The organism is Pseudomonas sp. D1HM, assembly GCF_019266105.1.
GTDB classification, from domain to species: domain Bacteria; phylum Pseudomonadota; class Gammaproteobacteria; order Pseudomonadales; family Pseudomonadaceae; genus Aquipseudomonas; species Aquipseudomonas taetrolens.
The window spans coordinates 117,212-133,036 of record NZ_LRMN01000015.1; the positions used below are offsets into that span (position 1 = coordinate 117,212).

General features: G+C 58.4%; 15 protein-coding genes. 7 read left to right on the forward strand and 8 right to left on the reverse strand.

Translation table 11 applies throughout. The annotated features are described in order from the left end of the window. The first annotated feature begins 88 nt into the window (after nt 1-88). On the forward strand, nt 89-619 hold the full coding sequence (locus tag AWM69_RS16290) for a bacterioferritin (RefSeq protein ID WP_048382904.1): 531 nt from the start codon (nt 89-91) through the stop codon (nt 617-619). Nucleotides 620-713: 94 nt separating this feature from the next. Here AWM69_RS16290 and AWM69_RS16295 read toward each other — a convergent pair whose 3' ends face one another. Beyond that, nucleotides 714-2,780, reverse strand: coding sequence for an AsmA family protein (locus tag AWM69_RS16295; protein WP_218727540.1), 2,067 nt, complete (start codon nt 2,778-2,780; stop codon nt 714-716). A 344-nt stretch (nt 2,781-3,124) separates the two neighbouring features. Between AWM69_RS16295 and AWM69_RS16300 the strand changes: the two genes are divergently transcribed. The 6 genes from AWM69_RS16300 to AWM69_RS16325 all read left to right on the forward strand — a co-directional run bounded on the left by AWM69_RS16300 (nt 3,125) and on the right by AWM69_RS16325 (nt 8,188). Then, a complete protein-coding gene (locus AWM69_RS16300) occupies nt 3,125-3,535 on the forward strand; it encodes a hypothetical protein (protein WP_131653603.1) in 411 nt (136 codons plus the stop codon). 188 nt (nt 3,536-3,723) lie between these two features. After that, entirely contained in the window at nt 3,724-4,356 is a 633-nt protein-coding gene (locus AWM69_RS16305) for a TetR family transcriptional regulator (protein WP_218727542.1), read from the forward strand. A gap of 162 nt (nt 4,357-4,518) precedes the next feature. Next, nucleotides 4,519-5,019, forward strand: coding sequence for an urease accessory protein UreE (gene ureE / locus AWM69_RS16310; protein WP_218727544.1), 501 nt, complete (start codon nt 4,519-4,521; stop codon nt 5,017-5,019). Next, entirely contained in the window at nt 5,016-5,690 is a 675-nt protein-coding gene (locus AWM69_RS16315) for an urease accessory protein UreF (RefSeq protein WP_218727546.1), read from the forward strand. The genes ureE and AWM69_RS16315 overlap by 4 nt, the downstream gene beginning before the upstream one ends. Before the next feature lie 9 nt (nt 5,691-5,699). After that, nucleotides 5,700-6,308: an urease accessory protein UreG gene (ureG, locus tag AWM69_RS16320; protein WP_131653607.1), complete on the forward strand. Its 609-nt coding sequence runs from the start codon at nt 5,700-5,702 to the stop codon at nt 6,306-6,308. A gap of 746 nt (nt 6,309-7,054) precedes the next feature. Further along, nucleotides 7,055-8,188, forward strand: coding sequence for an AGE family epimerase/isomerase (locus AWM69_RS16325; RefSeq protein ID WP_218727547.1), 1,134 nt, complete (start codon nt 7,055-7,057; stop codon nt 8,186-8,188). Nucleotides 8,189-8,225: 37 nt separating this feature from the next. Here the strand turns inward: AWM69_RS16325 and AWM69_RS16330 are convergent, their stop codons facing one another. The 7 genes from AWM69_RS16330 to AWM69_RS16360 form a co-directional block, all read right to left on the reverse strand. Further along, entirely contained in the window at nt 8,226-9,131 is a 906-nt protein-coding gene (locus AWM69_RS16330) for a cation diffusion facilitator family transporter (protein WP_131653609.1), read from the reverse strand. A 70-nt stretch (nt 9,132-9,201) separates the two neighbouring features. Further along, nucleotides 9,202-9,969 (reverse strand): SDR family oxidoreductase, encoded by a 768-nt coding sequence (locus AWM69_RS16335; RefSeq protein ID WP_218727660.1) that lies wholly within the window; start codon nt 9,967-9,969, stop codon nt 9,202-9,204. Nucleotides 9,970-10,714: 745 nt separating this feature from the next. Beyond that, nucleotides 10,715-11,431 carry an ABC transporter ATP-binding protein gene (locus AWM69_RS16340; protein ID WP_131653610.1) on the reverse strand — a complete coding sequence of 239 codons (717 nt, stop codon included), beginning with the start codon at nt 11,429-11,431 and terminating at the stop codon, nt 10,715-10,717. Beyond that, on the reverse strand, nt 11,428-12,318 hold the full coding sequence (locus AWM69_RS16345) for an ABC transporter ATP-binding protein (protein ID WP_218727549.1): 891 nt from the start codon (nt 12,316-12,318) through the stop codon (nt 11,428-11,430). The genes AWM69_RS16340 and AWM69_RS16345 overlap by 4 nt, the downstream gene beginning before the upstream one ends. Further along, on the reverse strand, nt 12,315-13,598 hold the full coding sequence (gene livM, locus AWM69_RS16350; RefSeq protein ID WP_131653612.1) for a high-affinity branched-chain amino acid ABC transporter permease LivM: 1,284 nt from the start codon (nt 13,596-13,598) through the stop codon (nt 12,315-12,317). Before livM ends, AWM69_RS16345 begins: the two co-directional genes overlap by 4 nt. A gap of 2 nt (nt 13,599-13,600) precedes the next feature. After that, complete coding sequence (locus AWM69_RS16355) at nt 13,601-14,515, reverse strand: branched-chain amino acid ABC transporter permease LivH (RefSeq protein ID WP_131653613.1); 915 nt, start codon at nt 14,513-14,515, stop codon at nt 13,601-13,603. Between the two features lie 167 nt (nt 14,516-14,682). Then, nucleotides 14,683-15,819 carry an ABC transporter substrate-binding protein gene (locus AWM69_RS16360; RefSeq protein WP_048382733.1) on the reverse strand — a complete coding sequence of 379 codons (1,137 nt, stop codon included), beginning with the start codon at nt 15,817-15,819 and terminating at the stop codon, nt 14,683-14,685. Nucleotides 15,820-15,825 lie beyond the last annotated feature (6 nt).

A 15,825-nucleotide genomic window follows, 5' to 3' on the forward strand; every position in this document is an offset into this window, starting at 1 on the left:
AAAACTTTCTCGGCGCTCAAGACTCACAACTAACGAACCGACCTTGCCAACAGAGCCAGGCGGCAACCGGATGAGTGAGGAGAATGAAATGACCCAGATGCATTTATCGGATAAACAGACCCTTCGCGAACGCGCTCGCAAGAACGTTGAAGACGGTGCCGTGACTGAAGGCTACAGCGCCGACCGCGAAGAAATCCTGCGTTTGCTCAATGAGTCACTGGCAACGGAATGGGTCTGTGTCTTGCGCTACAAGCGCCACCATTTCATGGCCACCGGCCTGAAAGCCAGCGTTGCGGCAGCAGAGTTTCTGGAGCATGCGACCCAGGAAATGGAACACGCTGACAAACTGGCCGAACGCATCGTGCAACTGGGAGGCGAGCCGGAATTCAACCCCGACCTGCTGTCCAAAAACGCCCATGCGCAATACGTGGCCGGCAATACGCTAAAGGAAATGGTCTATGAAGACCTGGTTGCCGAGCGCATTGCCATCGACAGCTACCGTGAAATGATCCAGTACATCGGCGACAAGGATCCGACTACCCGCCGGATTCTGGAAGACATCCTCGCCCAAGAGGAAGAACACGCCGACGACATGGCGGATATTCTGCAAGACCTGTAATCGCCCCGGCCATTAAAAAGCCCGCCCCCATGAGAGTGAGGGCGGGCTTTTTTGGGCCTGTGAGCGTCAGGCCCAACCGCGGAAGTTCAGGCCCTTACTTCACGGTTTTCGGTACTTTACCCTGCTGCATTTGCTGCAGCAGCGGGGCGCACTCGTTGGGCTCTCCGCCGCTGGGGGCGATCAGGGCCAGCAAACCGGCAGCCGGGCCGGCGATCACACCCAGCGCGACCATCCCAGCGCCGCGCAACAACAGCGGCACCGCTTGAACACCTGCCGACGGGTTGGCAAAGGTGCCACGTACGTACAATGGCGAGCGCAATGAAAACAGGCGCAGCCCCTTGGACTCAGGGGTGATTTGCAAGTCGAGCTGTTCGGTGGCGAGGTTAGCCGTACCGTCGATGTAGATAATCGCGTTTTCGGTATCAAACACGAACAGCCGGGGACTGGCCAACCCGTTTTTGATCCCGAAGTCTGCGGCCGCGCAGTTGATCTTCACTTCTTCATCGCCAAAGATCTTGCTCACCACGTAGTTGCCGACGTTCAGTCCGGCAATTTCCATCAGACTGCGGCTGATAGCCCCGTCATTGATGATCATCTTCAAGTCACCATTGGCAGTGGCCAGCAGCCTGGCTACCGAATTACCGGTGCCCGTGAGGGCGGCATCGCCATTCAGTTCACCAAAGCTGGTCTTCATCGGCTCAAATGCCGGGAACAACTGCTTGAGTTTGAACTTGCGTGCCGTCAGTTTGGCCCGCCCCGTTAATGGCGTCCCCTGGCCGTTCAGGCGAATTTGCGCATCCAGCTTGCCTCCTGCCACCCCGAAACGCAGCGGCTCAAGGCTGAGCACACCATCCTCTAGCACCAAGTGCGTATAGAGGTCGGTGAAAGGCAGGTCTGCGCTGTGCACAATGCGTTTGCCGGTGAATTCGACATCGGCATCCATCTCGCGCCAGCGCTCGGTGCGGAACTCTTCGACCGGCAGCACTTTACCCGCCGGTTGTTTGCTTGCACCGCCCCGGGCCTTTTGCTCGGTGTTGGAGTCCGCTCCGATCAAGGGCCCCAGGTCAGCCATCAGCAACTGATTGGACACCAGCGCCCCGCTCAACTTGGGACGCGGCTGAGTGGCGACATAGTTGAGGCTGCCATGAATGTCGCTGTCGCCAATCTTGCCGTTGAAGTTTTCATAGGTGAACGCTGCACCACCGGGCTCATGCAATTTGGCAATCAAGTGACCATCGGTGGCATAGGGTGGCGAATCCGGCAGTGTCACGCCGGTCAACGGATACAGATTGCTCAGGCTGTTGCCGGACAATTTCAGGCGCAGATCCAGCGCCCCCAGGTTGAGCGGATCGGTCAAGGTTCCGGCCAGCGCGACCCGAGTGTCGGCAATGCTCACCTCGGCCTGCAACGGGAACGGTTTGTCCGCGTCTTGCAAGGCCAGCAGGCCGCCAATTTTGCCGGAGCCATTGAGTTTCTGGCCGTGGTACTGGCCCTTCACCTTCAAGGCGAATGCATAGTCCTGCGCCCGGGCGCCTTTTGCCTGAGCCTTTTTCGCCGCAGCTTCACCGACGATTTCATTGAAGGGGATCGGTTTGCCCAACGGGTCGATCAACACATCCAGCCGGGTTTTAAGCGTTTGGTCATTTAACGTCACGTGCCCCTTGTCGAAACCAATCGCACCTATATCCACCTTCCAGCTGGAAGGTTCTGCATTCGGGTCTTTGGGGTCAAAGGTGAACGTCCAGTTGGCGCGACCATCCGCCAGGCGCTCAAGACTGGCGCTGGGCCGGGTCAGGTCAATACGCGGAATGGCCACGGTTTCAGTCAGCAGGGCCAGCGGCGACAAGCGCAGTTCGACCTTTTCCAGGCTAGCCATCTGCGGCGCTTTCGACCACTCGGGATTACCCAGGCTCAAGTCTTCAGCAATCACGTGCGGCCACGGCACCCAGGCCCGCCAACCGCCCTCGTCCACCTCTCGCTGCCAGCGCACGGCCAGGTTGCCGTTGATGGCAAAAGGACGATGGAGTATCTCGGAGACTTTGCTGTTGATGGTCGGCTTGATGCGGTTCCAGTCGAAGGTAGCGAGGAGCACTACCAGCACCGCCAGCAGCAGCACCAAAATACCGCCAGTCCAGGCGAGGGTTTTACGGGTGCGCGTCATTTCACGGCTCCTTAATGACTGCTGAACGTCCTATTAGCGACGCTGATAAAAGTACGACTGACAAACACGACTCAAGGTTTAACCCGGGTGCCGCATTCGCAAAAAAAAACCAATCTGCCGGGTTTACAGCAGCATCCGTGCAGCCGCACAAAGGCCTGCCGCTGTCGCCCGCCCCCCCTGACGAGTACAGTCTGACCCGGCCAAAGCCTCGGGCTAGAGCGCTTGAGCCCGGACAATCAATTCTGTTGATTATTACCATTGTCCTTATGAACTTTGATATCGGATTTCCAAGCGTAGCATTGCCTTCACACCTACTGTTTGCACTGCTACGGAGCACCGACACCATGAAACGCCCCTTATTGCTTGGCCTGACCCTTTCACTGTTTGCGATTAACGCCTTCGCCCAGCCTGCTGACGAAGAACCGACCCCGATGGTACAACCGGCCTCAAGCACCCTGACCCAGCCTCTCGACCCGGTGGCCGAAGATGGCGCACAACGCACGCTGAATCAACAAAACCGTGTCGCTGAAGACGGCGCACAACGCACATTGAATCAACAAAACCGTGTCGCTGAAGACGGCGCTCAACGCACGTTGAATCAACAAAATCGTGTCGCTGAAGACGGCGCACAGCGCACGTTGAATCAACAAAACCGTGTGGCCGAAGACGGCTACGATCGCACCCAGAAACAGCTGAACCGTGTAGCCGAAGGTGGCGCGGAACGCCTGGCCGAAAGGAATCAACGTGCGAGCTGACATTCTCCTGGTAACCGCTGTCGTCAGGTTGCGATAAGAGCAGCAGGCCCCTCAAAACATCTGGACTGCTTCACCTCCCATCGCAGCTATCGGCACCGGTTCGCCAGGATTGCCTCCCACACCGTTCGACGTCATCAAAGCTGATTTGCTAGAGTGCGCTGCTGCCCCAGTCAGGAATACCAGCCCCAATGCTGCCCCGCGCCGAACAGAAACAACAAACCCGCCTTGCGCTGATGGATGCTGCCCGCCACTTGATGGAATCGGGTCGCGGCTTTGGCAGCTTGAGCCTGCGTGAAGTCGCAAAAACGGCCGGCATCGTGCCTACCGGGTTTTATCGTCACTTCAGCGACATGGATCAGCTGGGCCTGGCGCTGGTCAGTGAAGTCGGCCAGACATTCCGCGAAACCATTCGCCTGGTACGTCACAACGAACTGTTTATGGGCGGCGTTATCAACGCCTCGGTACAAATCTTTCTCGACGTTGTCCAAGCCAATCGATCGCAATTCCTGTTTCTGGCGCGTGAACAATATGGCGGTTCACAACCTGTTCGACAGGCCATTGGCGCACTGCGCGAAGACATCACTTCGGATCTGGCGGCAGACCTCGGGTCCAAGCCCAAGTTGCGCCATTTGAATCACGCGGCCCTCACCGTGATTGCCGACCTGGTGGTGAAAAGCGTATTCGCCGCCTTGCCCGACGTTATTGATCCACCTGCCGAAGCCTTGCCCGAGTACCTGCAAGCACAGGCCAAAATCAGTCAGCAATTGCGCTTTATCTTTATCGGGCTCAAACACTGGAAAGGCCTGGGCAGCACCGAATAGGCCAGAACGCACTGCAATGGTGCGCCCAGCCTCGCACTACGCACTGTTTTCGCCCCCTCTGCTCCGTCCAGATCGCATGTCACCCTCGCATTTACGGTGTCCCCCAAGGTTGGCAAGCCCCTTGCTCTGACCTTGGCATTGTTCATTGCAGGAAGCCTTCCGATGCTGGTGATTCACCGCAGAGTCGAAGCCCACCCCGTGTGGAGCGCCGAGATACATCTCAACTTTGAAGCCCGGAGCAAAAGTCGTCTGCGCTGCTTTAGCAGTGATGGCGAAGATGTGGGCTTGTTTCTTGATCGCGGACAAGCCCCCCTGCATGACGGTGAATACCTTCAGGCCCAGGACGGGCGTATCGTGCGCGTGTGTGCCAGCCCCGAAAAGCTGCTGCATGTCACCTGCCGCAATGCCTTTGAGTTGACGCGTGCTGCTTATCATCTGGGCAATCGCCATGTCGCCTTGCAGGTGGGGGACGGTTGGCTGCGGTTGCTCGATGACTACGTGCTCAAGGCCATGCTTGAGCAGTTGGGGGCTCACGCCGAAGCCATTGAGGCGCCGTTTCAACCTGAACACGGCGCCTACGGTGGCGGTCATCATCATTCACGGGCAGGTGAAGAAGCCTTCAACTATGCACCGCGTCTGCATCAATTCGGCGTGCGCGTGTGAACCCGGCCTGGGCGCTGTTGCGCCTGGCCAGTCCGCAATTGCCCATCGGTGGCTACAGCTATTCCCAAGGCCTGGAAATGGCGGTCGAGCAAGGCCGGGTCTGCGACCCGCCGAGTGCCTCGCGCTGGATCAGCGATCAGTTGCTGCTCAACCTCGCCCGCTTTGAGGCACCGCTGCTGCTGGCCCATTGTCGAGCGGCAGCAGAGCAGGACTGGCACATCTTGCAGCAGTTTTGCGACGAGCACCGCGCCAGCCGTGAAACCCGCGAGTTGCATCAGGAAAGCCGGCAAATGGGCTACTCCCTGCAACAGCTGTTGAAGGGTTTACCCGAGCTGGATGACCCTGGCCGTGAGTTTCTCGCCCGGCAAACCGAGCCGCATCTGGCACTCGGCTGGGCATTGGCTGCCCGCGCCTGGGGCATCAGCCCGCAGGATGCGCTGGCCGCCTGGCTCTGGAGCTGGCTGGAAAACCAATTGGCGGTGCTGATGAAGACCCTGCCGCTGGGCCAGCAAGCGGCCCAACGCATGACCAGTGAGTTATCCCCCGCGTTGCAACAGGCACAGCAACATGCCAGCAACCTCGACTTATCCCGCTTGGGCAGCGCCGCGTTCGGCCTGTCGTTGGCGAGCATGGCCCACGAGCGCCAATACAGCCGTCTGTTTCGTTCCTAGGAGAATTTGATGAACACACAACCGTTGCGTGTCGGCATTGGTGGCCCTGTGGGCTCCGGCAAAACCGCCTTGACCCTGGCGCTGTGCCTGGCCCTGCGCGAGCGCTACAACCTGGCCGTGGTCACCAACGATATTTATACCCGCGAAGATGCCGACTTTTTGGTGCGCAATGAAGCGCTGGCCCCGGAGCGGATCATCGGTGTTGAAACCGGCGGCTGCCCGCACACGGCCATCCGCGAAGACGCGTCGATCAACCTGGAAGCCGTCGATCAACTGAACCGCCGTTTCCCCGGGCTCGACCTGATTCTGGTGGAGTCGGGCGGTGACAACTTGTCGGCCACCTTCAGCCCCGAACTGTCCGACCTGACGATCTATGTGATCGATGTATCGGCGGGCGACAAGCTGCCCCGCAAAGGTGGCCCGGGGATCTGCAAATCGGATTTGCTGGTGATCAACAAAATCGACCTCGCCCCGCTGGTAGGCGCCTCCCTGGAACTGATGGACAGCGACACCCAACGCATGCGCGCCGGCAAACCCTTTGTGTTCAGCAACCAGAAAACCGGCCAGGGGCTCGATGCCATCGTGGCGTTTATCGAGCGTCAAGGATTACTGACCTGACTCGATGTCCGTAAATACCGTCCCGCCCCTTTCGGCCTTTGGGCTTGCTTTTGTGGCTGTTTGACAACAATGAGCCGCCTTAACGGCGAGACCCGTGGTGCATTCAACGGATAGGTACGCGGGGCTTTACGACGGCTGCGCCGCCGGACGCGGCCTCGCTTCGCTCGACCGCTGCTACAAGCGGTCTCTGTAGCAGCTGCCGCAGGCTGCGATAAGGGCCGAAGGGCCTTCAACTGCGCAACCCATCGCAGCCTGCGGCAGCGGCTACATTGACAACAATGAACCGCCTTAACGGCGAGACACGTGGTGCATTCAACGGAGAGGTACGCGGGGCTTTACGACGGCTGCGCCGCCGGACACGGCCTCGCTTCGCTCGACCGCTGCTACAGGCGGTCTGTGTAGCCGCTGCCGCAGGCTGCGATAAGGGCCAAAGGGCCTTCATCTGCGCAACCCATCGCAGCCTGCGGCAGCGGCTACAGGGACAACAATGAACCGCCTTAACGGCGAGACACGTGGTGCATTCAACGGAGAGGTACGCGGGGCTTTACGACGGCTGCGCCGCCGGACGCGGCCTCGCTTCGCTCGACCGCTGCTACAAGCGGTCTGTGTAGCCGCTGCCGCAGGCTGCGATATGGCCGAAGGGCCTTCAACTGCGCACCCCATCGCAGCCTGCGGCAGCGGCTACAGGGACGTGTAAAGCCTTGAGGTGTATCATGTCGCGCAAACAGCCGTGACGACGCACACCCATGCCTGATGTAGCCAGCTCCGCCTTCCCGCTTGAACTGACTGCCGTATTTACGGCCGTCGAGCAGCATTTTCGCCAGGTGATTGTGCCCCTGTGGCAAGGTCCCGGCTGGAATGCCGATATGGCGTTGCCTTATGAGGCCCTCAGCCCGGATCATCAGCCGTTGCCGCCCCAGCGTTATCGCGCCATGGCCTGCGCACGTCAGCTGTATGTCTTCGCCAGCCTGATCGGCGACAAGGATTTCCCTGATGCAGCCGCGCGCGCCAGCGCCCTGTTCCGCTCGTTACAGCAGCACTTTCATGACGCCGAGCACGGTGGCTGGATCTACAGCATCGACCCTCAAGGCGCGCCTCTGGATCAACGCAAAGACCTCTACACCCATGCCTTCATCATCTTTGCCAGCGCCCATTACTGGGCCAAAGTGCGCGAACCCTTGGTGGAGTCGGTGCTCAATGCGGCCCTGAGCGTGGTGGCCGAGCGTTTCAGTGATGGCAACGGCCTCTACGAAGCCAGCCTGAATCAAGACTGGTCGTCACTGGGCAGCGGGCCGCTGCAAAACCCATTGATGCATTTGGCCGAAGCCTTTCTGGCGACCCTTTCCGTGCGCGACGACGCGCCCGTGCAGGCCGCTCTGCTCACACTGACCGAACGCATGCAGCAGCGTTTTATCGAGCCTGTGCATAACGTCATGCTCGAAAAACCACGCGGAGCTGTGGATAACTGGTTTGAGCCGGGCCATCAGTTCGAATGGTTCTTTTTATTGCACGCCTCTCCACTGCTGCGCGACACCCCGTTGCACGCATCGCTGGAGCGCGCCTTCAGTTTCGCCGAACAGGTCGGGGTGGATGCGAAGACCGGCGCGGTGTGCGGCATGCTCGACAGCGCTGGCGGCCTGCGCGATGGCACCCAGCGTATCTGGGCCCAGGCCGAGTACCTGCGGGCACTGACCTTGCGCCCCGAAAACCAGCCACGCTTGCAACGCCAATTGCTGGCGCTGCAACAGCATTTTCTACATGCCGGTGGCTGGTATGAATGCCTGGATGCACAAGGCAACGTCAGCCGCGCAGACATGCCCTCGACCACGCCGTATCACCTGGCGACTTGTTACAGCGGCCTTACGCACTTCCTGAACTGACTGCACACATGGCAGGCCTTGCGCCTGCCATGCTTGATCAGGCAATCCATTTGCGATCGCCGGTAAAGCAAATGGTCAACCAACGGGCGCTGTCAGGGGCACCGAGCAGGCTCGACAGTTCTTCGCGCATGGCATCCAGGGTCTTCACGCTGGTCAGTGGGTAACCCGCCGGCAGCACAATGTGGATCTCGATGAAGCGCGCCCGGCCGTGCTTTTGCACATAGGTCTTGTAGCCTTCAAATCCATGCCGTGCCGACATCTCTTCAAGCACATCCCGCACCTTGTCATCGAGCTTGTCCGGCGCAATACCCAGCACGTCGCGCAAAGCCGGCTTGAGGATTTTGAACGCTGGCGGGAGCATGCTCAGTGCCAGCAGGATCAAAATCGCCGGGTCGACATACGCGGCCCACTGCTCATGCCCTTGCTGCTTCAAGACCAGCGCAATGATGAAACTGATCAACAAACCCACTGAGAGCATGGCGTCTACCAGCCAGCTGATGTTGTCGAACTGGATCAAGGTCGATTTGAGCTTGCGGTTTTTTCGGCGTACCCAGAAGTAGTACGCAAATTCGATCACGGTAAACACCGCCGCATAGACGATGACCAGCCCCAGTTCAATGTCACGCCCGCCGTTGATGATGCCGAACACACCATTGAGAAAGGCGTAGATTGCAATCAGGAACAGGAAGCTGCCTTCGATCAGCAGCACCATGGGCTCAAGGTGCCAGAAGCCGAACTGGAAACGCTGGTTGCTTTCCTTGGCGATCAACGTCGCGGTAATCAGCATCAATACTTTGATGAAGGTCGCGATCAAAGAGAAAAATCCATCGAACATGATGGATTGGGAACCCGATATAAAACCCGTCACGATCCCCGCAATTGCCACTGCGAACATCAGGACGGTCGATTGTTTGAGCAATTTCTGCTCACCACGGTTACTCACAAAAACTCCTTTTCAGCCCGGTTGAATACGACCCCTCTCAGGGGTCGCAGGTGGGCTGCCAGGGGTGAGTTTACTCTTTGGCGTGGCGTTCGATGGCAAAACCGCTCCAGGACTGCGTGACAGGCATCAGCTCAAGGCGGTTGATATTGATGTGGGCCGGGGTATTGAGCACCCAGAAAACAGTCTCGGCGATGTCTTCAGGCTGGATCGGTTCAGCCCCTTGATAGGTCGCGTCGTACCGCGCCTGGTCGCCGCCGAAGCGCACCAGCGAGAACTCGCTCTCGCACAGGCCCGGCTCAATGTTGCTGACCCGCACACCCGTGCCTTGCAAGTCGCAGCGCAGGTTGAGCGAGAACTGCTTAACGAACGCCTTGGTGCCGCCGTACACATGGCTGCCCGGGTACGGGTAGCTGCCAGCGATAGAGCCCAGGTTGATGATGCCGGCGCCGCGACCATAGGCGATCAGGCGTGGCAGCAGCAGGCGGGTGCTGTAGAGCAGGCCCTTGATATTGGTATCGACCATGGTGTCCCAATCGTCGAGATTGCACTGCCCGGCCGGATCGGTGCCCACTGCCAGCCCTGCGTTGTTGATCAACCCGCGCAATTGGCTGAACGCGGGCGGCAGATTGGCAATCGCCGCTTCCATCGCTGGACGATCGCGAACGTCCAGCACCAGCCCGTATACCTCGGTCTGCTTGGACAACTCCTCACACAGCGCCTTCAAGCGCTCTTCCCGGCGACCCGTCAGCACCAGTTTCCAGCCGGCTTGCGCAAACTTGCGGGCACAGGCTTCACCGAATCCGGATGTCGCGCCCGTAATAAACAGGGTGGAAGTCATCATGTTCTCCTTGGCTGGCGGGCATCGGCCGCCGTTGAATAAGACGCTAAGCAGAATGCCCGGCCTGCGATTGGGCGGCAACCCGGGGCTGAAGTTTCCGTCACGAACTGTACGAAAAATAACCAACACTCACCAGGCCACGCGGAATAAGGGCTGGAGCACTATGCACTCACCTTATCCACAGGCCCGTCCACAGTCTTTGGGGGCAAGTCGAACGAGCTCAAAGCCTTTGTACACAAGGGGTATAGCCCGAACTGAAGTGTTTTTAACTTGACCTGAACATGACTGACATGCAGGCGCCCTGAAAAGGTGCAACCCGGTGATTGCGGACAGATAGCCAGAAGCCAGTCATTACGCTGCCCACGGCGTTCTTTCCAGAGTTTAACCACAGACTTATCCACAGGCCGGGCAGCTTTTTGGATCGGCCCTTTTTGCTGAACAAATCTGTTGACAAATCCCCCGACCACTTGAGCAAAAACCACTGATCAAAAAACGATCACAAGCCTGCAGACCACGAAAACAAAGGGCTGCAGCCAACTACTCCCACGTTACCCACAGCCACCTCCACAGCAAACGGGGACAAGTCAAAATGATGAAAAACAGCGATTTACAGCGTCTTTATGTCGCGCTTTAGTAGGGTTGCAATATTGTTTTCCACAATTTCAAGTGCGCTTTGTAGAACAATAAAAAAGCCCCACTTAAGGGGCTGAAGGGATGGCATGCTCGCGCCTGCTGGTAACGGCTGTTAATGCCCGCCCAAATAAGCGTTGCGAACCTCCTCATTGCTCAACAGTTCCTTGCCGCTGCCGGTCAGGCGGATTTCACCGTTGACCATTACGTAGGCGCGGTCGGACAGGCGCAGGGCATGGTTGGCGTTTTGCTCGACCAGAAAGATGGTCATACCGGTCTTTGCCAGCTCCCGGAGCGTGGAGAAAATCTGCTTCACCACGATGGGTGCCAACCCGAGGCTGGGCTCATCCAGCAACAGCAACTTGGGCCGACTCATCAACGCCCGGGCAATGGCGAGCATTTGCTGCTCTCCACCAGACATGGTCATCGCCCGCTGATTACGCCGCTCTTTGAGCCGCGGGAACAGTTCGAACATGCGCTGCATGTCTTCGTCAGCGTATTTGTCACCAATGGGGATGGTGCCCATCAACAGGTTTTCCTCAACCGACATGTCCGGGAACACGCGACGCCCTTCCGGCGACTGGGCAATGCCATTGGAAGCAATGTAGTGCGAGGATTTCTGGGTGATGTCTACGCCCTGGTAGAGGATCTGCCCGCCACTGGCACGCGGCTGGCCAAAAATCGACATCAACAACGTCGATTTGCCCGCGCCGTTGGAGCCAATCAAGCTGACGGTCTCGCCCTCTTCAATGTGCATCGACACTTTTTTCAGCGCCTGGATCGGCCCGTAATGCACGTCCAGTTCCTTGAGTTCGAGGATCGTGCTCGTCATATCAGCTCCTCTTCGTCTGCGCCAAGGTAGGCAGCAATCACTTTCGGGTCGTTGCGAATGGCTTCAGGCCCCCCTTGGGCAATCACGTTGCCGTGGTCGAGCACCACGATGTGGTCGGAAATGCTCATGACCATGCCCATGTCGTGCTCGATCAGCACCACCGTCAGGTCGTGTTCGTCACGCAACAGGCGAATCATCGCGCTCAATGCTTCGGTTTCCTGAGGGTTGAGACCCGCCGCCGGTTCATCCAGACAGATGATTTGCGGCCGCGTACACATGGCACGGGCGATTTCCAGGCGTCGCTGCTGGCCGTAGGACAACTCGCCCGCCAGACGGTTAGCGCAGTCCACCAGATCCACCACCTCCAGCCAGTAAAACGCGTGGTCCAGTGCATCGCTCTCAGCCTTGCGATAGCCCTTGGTGTTGAGGATGCCGGCCAGCATGTTGCGGTTGACCCACATGTGCTGCGCCACCAGCAGGTTTTCCAGCACGGACATTTCCTTGAACAGCCGAATGTTCTGGAAGGTTCGAGCCAGGCCGGCGCGATTCACCAGGTGAGTCCCACCGAACATCTTGTAATAGAGCCGGCTGGCAAACCTCTTGGGCGATACAAAGTCGGTCAGGCGGAACGGCTCGCCCAGCAGTTTGATCACATTGGTACGAGTGCCACGGGCATTGAGTTCGATCTTGCCGCCGGATGCCTTGTAAAAGCCGGTAAGGCAGTTGAACACTGTGGTTTTGCCCGCGCCATTCGGGCCGATCAGGGCAAAAATCGAGTTGCGTTTGACCTGGAGGCTGACATCGCTCAAAGCTTTGATGCCACCGAAATGCATCATCAGCTTGTCGACCGAAAGCACGATCTCGTCATTGTTCGGGTGTTCGTTCATGGCGCGACCCCCTTACGTGGCGTCACACCGACGCGGCTGATCCGGATCAAGCCACGCGGACGCCAAATCATCATCAACACCATGAGCACGCCAAACAACAGCACCCGGTATTCGGCAAAACTGCGCAGCAACTCCGGGGCCACGGTCAGTACGAATGCAGCGATGACCACGCCGACCGTCGAGCCCATGCCGCCCAGCACTACAATCGCGAGGATCAGCGCCGACTCAAAGAAGGTAAACGACGACGGGTTAACAAACCCTTGGTAGCTGGCAAAGAACACACCGGCCAGACCCGCAGTGGAAGCGCCGAGGGTGAATGCCGAAAGCTTGACCAGTACGTGATTGAGGCCCATGGCACGGCAGGCGATCTCATCTTCGCGCAACGCCTCCCAGGCGCGACCGACAGGCATGCGGGTCAAGCGATGCTTGATGTAGAGCACCAACAGCACCACCAGGAACAGCACGATGTAGATAAACAGGAACTTGATGTTGGGGTTGTAGGCCAGACCAAAGAACTCATGGAACGGCACCCCGCCATCTTTGGCTCGACGCCCGAACTCCAGCCCGAAAAACGTGGGCGAAGGCACCGGCATCCCGTTCGGGCCGCCGGTAAACGACAGCCAGTTATTGAGCACCAGACGGATGATTTCACCGAAGCCCAGGGTCACGATTGCCAGGTAATCCCCATGCATTCGTAACACCGGAAATCCCAGAATGCACCCCGCCATCGCTGCCGCAATCGCCGCCAGCGGCAACACCGTCCAAAAGCCCAACCCCAGATACTGGTAACCCAGCGCCAGACCATAAGCGCCGATGGCGTAGAACGCGACGTAGCCCAGGTCGAGCAGCCCTGCCAGCCCCACTACGATGTTCAGCCCCAGGCCGAGCAGCACGTAGATCAGACCGAGAATCACCACCGTCAGCAGGTATTTGTTGGCAAAGAACGGAAACACGATGGCAATCACGATCAGCAGCGGGACAATCCAGCGCAGACGCGTTTTATAGTCAGGCGGCAGTACATGCACACCGGAGCCGCTGGATTCAAACCCCTGAAGGATTTTCAACCCTTTGGCCGTTTGCAAAAACAGGCTGAGGAAAAAACGCCCCACCATCACGATTGCCACCAGCCAACCGACGCGTGCCGGTTGCAAGTTAAAGCTGTAACCGTCGAGCACCACGCCTACGATAGGCCCGAACACAATCAATGAAATCAATCCGGCGAGGATCGAATCGACAAGGCTTCTTTTAAGATCAATCGGCTTGTTAATGGCTGCAGACATACTTACACCTTCGCCACGAGAGGACGACCCAGCAGGCCTTGAGGACGGAAAATCAGGATCAGCACCAGCAGTGAGAAACTGAACACGTCCTTGTAATCCGAGTTAATCAACCCGGCAAAAAGCGACTCGGAAATCCCCAGGATGATCCCCCCCAACATGGCGCCGGGCAGTGATCCGATCCCGCCGAGTACCGCAGCGGTAAACGCCTTGATCCCGATGATGAACCCGGCATAGAAGTCGAAGGTGCCGTAGTTCATGGTGATCAAGACACCGGCCAGAGCAGCCATGGCGGCACCGATGACAAACACATAGGAGATCACGCGGTCGGTATTGATCCCCAAGATCGACGCCATCTTGCGGTCTTGCTGTGTCGCACGGCACATGCGGCCAAGCTTGGTGAACTTGATGATGTAGGTCAGCACGCCCATCCCTACAAAGGCGGCAATCAAGATGAAGACCTTGGTGTAGGTGAGTTGCACAAAGCCCGTGCCTATATCGACTCGCCAGGCACCACTCAGCAACGTTGGAACCCCTTGCTGGCGAGAGCCTTGGGCGATTTGCACGTAGTTCTGCAGGATCAGGGAAATACCGATGGCGCTGATCAAGGGCGCCAGCCGTGTGGAGTTTCGCAGGGGTTTGTAAGCCACGCGCTCGATCACCCAGCCATACACGCCAGTGACCACCACGGTGAAAATCAAGGTACCCAACATCAGCAGCGGGAAGGACTCAATGCCGAAGTATGCCAACAGAGCCAGACTGATCGCCGCGAGGTAAGCAGAGATCATGTACACCTCGCCGTGGGCGAAGTTAATCATGCCGATGATGCCGTAGACCATTGTGTAGCCGATGGCAATCAGGCCGTAAACAGACCCTAAGGTCAGGCCGTTCAGCAGTTGCTGTAGGAAGATACCGTCCATAACGCAATCTCACGCATTTGAGCATTGGCGCAGCCACGCGCCACCCTTGCCGTCAGCCGACGACCCGGGTGGCACTGCTTGCGCCGCTCCTGGAAAAAAAGACCGGTGATGCACTTTCGTTCCTGCCCGAACCGCAGCCGAAGCGTGGTTCAGGCAAGGGACTCATCTCACTTCTGTTTTTCCAGCTGGTGATATTTGCCGTCTTTGTCCCACTGGTACATCACGTAGTCAGAGACCTTGAGGTCGCCCTTGCTGTCCCAGGCTTTCTCGCCCATTACGGTTTTGACCGGGTTGGCCTTGAGCCACTTGGCGGCGTCCTCACCTTTGTTGGACTTGGCGCCATTGAAGGCATCAGCCAGGGCCTGAACCGAAGCATAGGCGTACAAGGTGTAGCCTTCCGGCTCGGTTCCGGCTTTACGGAACTGGTCCACTACGGCCTTGCTGTCCGGCAGCAGGCGCGGGTCAGCACCGAAGGTCATGTACACACCTTCTACGTATTGCGGGCCACCTGCAGTCGTCACCAGTTCATCGGTTACCACGCCGTCATCGGACATGAACTTCACGTCTTTAAGGCCTTGTTCACGCAACTGGCGTACCAGCGGACCGGCTTCCGGGTGCAGGCCGCCGAAGTACACGACGTCAGCCCCGGCTGCACGGATCTTGGTCACCACGGCGCTGAAGTCTTTCTCGCCACGGGTCAGGCCTTCATACAGAACAGGTTTTACGCCGCGTTTTTCCAGTTGAGCCTTGGTCGCATCCGCCAGGCCCTGGCCGTAAGTGTCCTTGTCGTGCAGCACCACGACTTTTTTGCCTTTCAGGACGTCGACAATGTAGTCCGCCGCGACAATCCCTTGCTGATCGTCACGCCCGCACATACGGAACATCGCCCCCAAGCCTCGCTCAGTTACGGCGGGGTTGGTCGAACCGGGCGTGATCGCAATCACCCCGGCTTCGTCGTACACCTCAGACGCAGGAATGGTCGATGACGAGCAGAAATGCCCTACAACCCCAATCACCTCATCCTGATCCACCAAGCGGTTGGCCACAGCAACGGCCTGTTTGGGCTCACAGGCATCGTCAGCCTTGATCAGCACGATCTTCTCGCCGTTGACGCCGCCCTTGGCATTGATTGCGTCCGCCGCGGCCTGTGCCCCCTTCATGTACTGCTCGCCAAATGCTGCGTTGGCGCCGGTCATCGGGCCCGCCACACCGATTTTCACATCCGCCTGAACAAACGAAGAAACACCCAACGCAGTAGCCACTGCGAGAGCCAGAAAACCTTTCTTGTAGAACGTCTGCGACATGAGGTG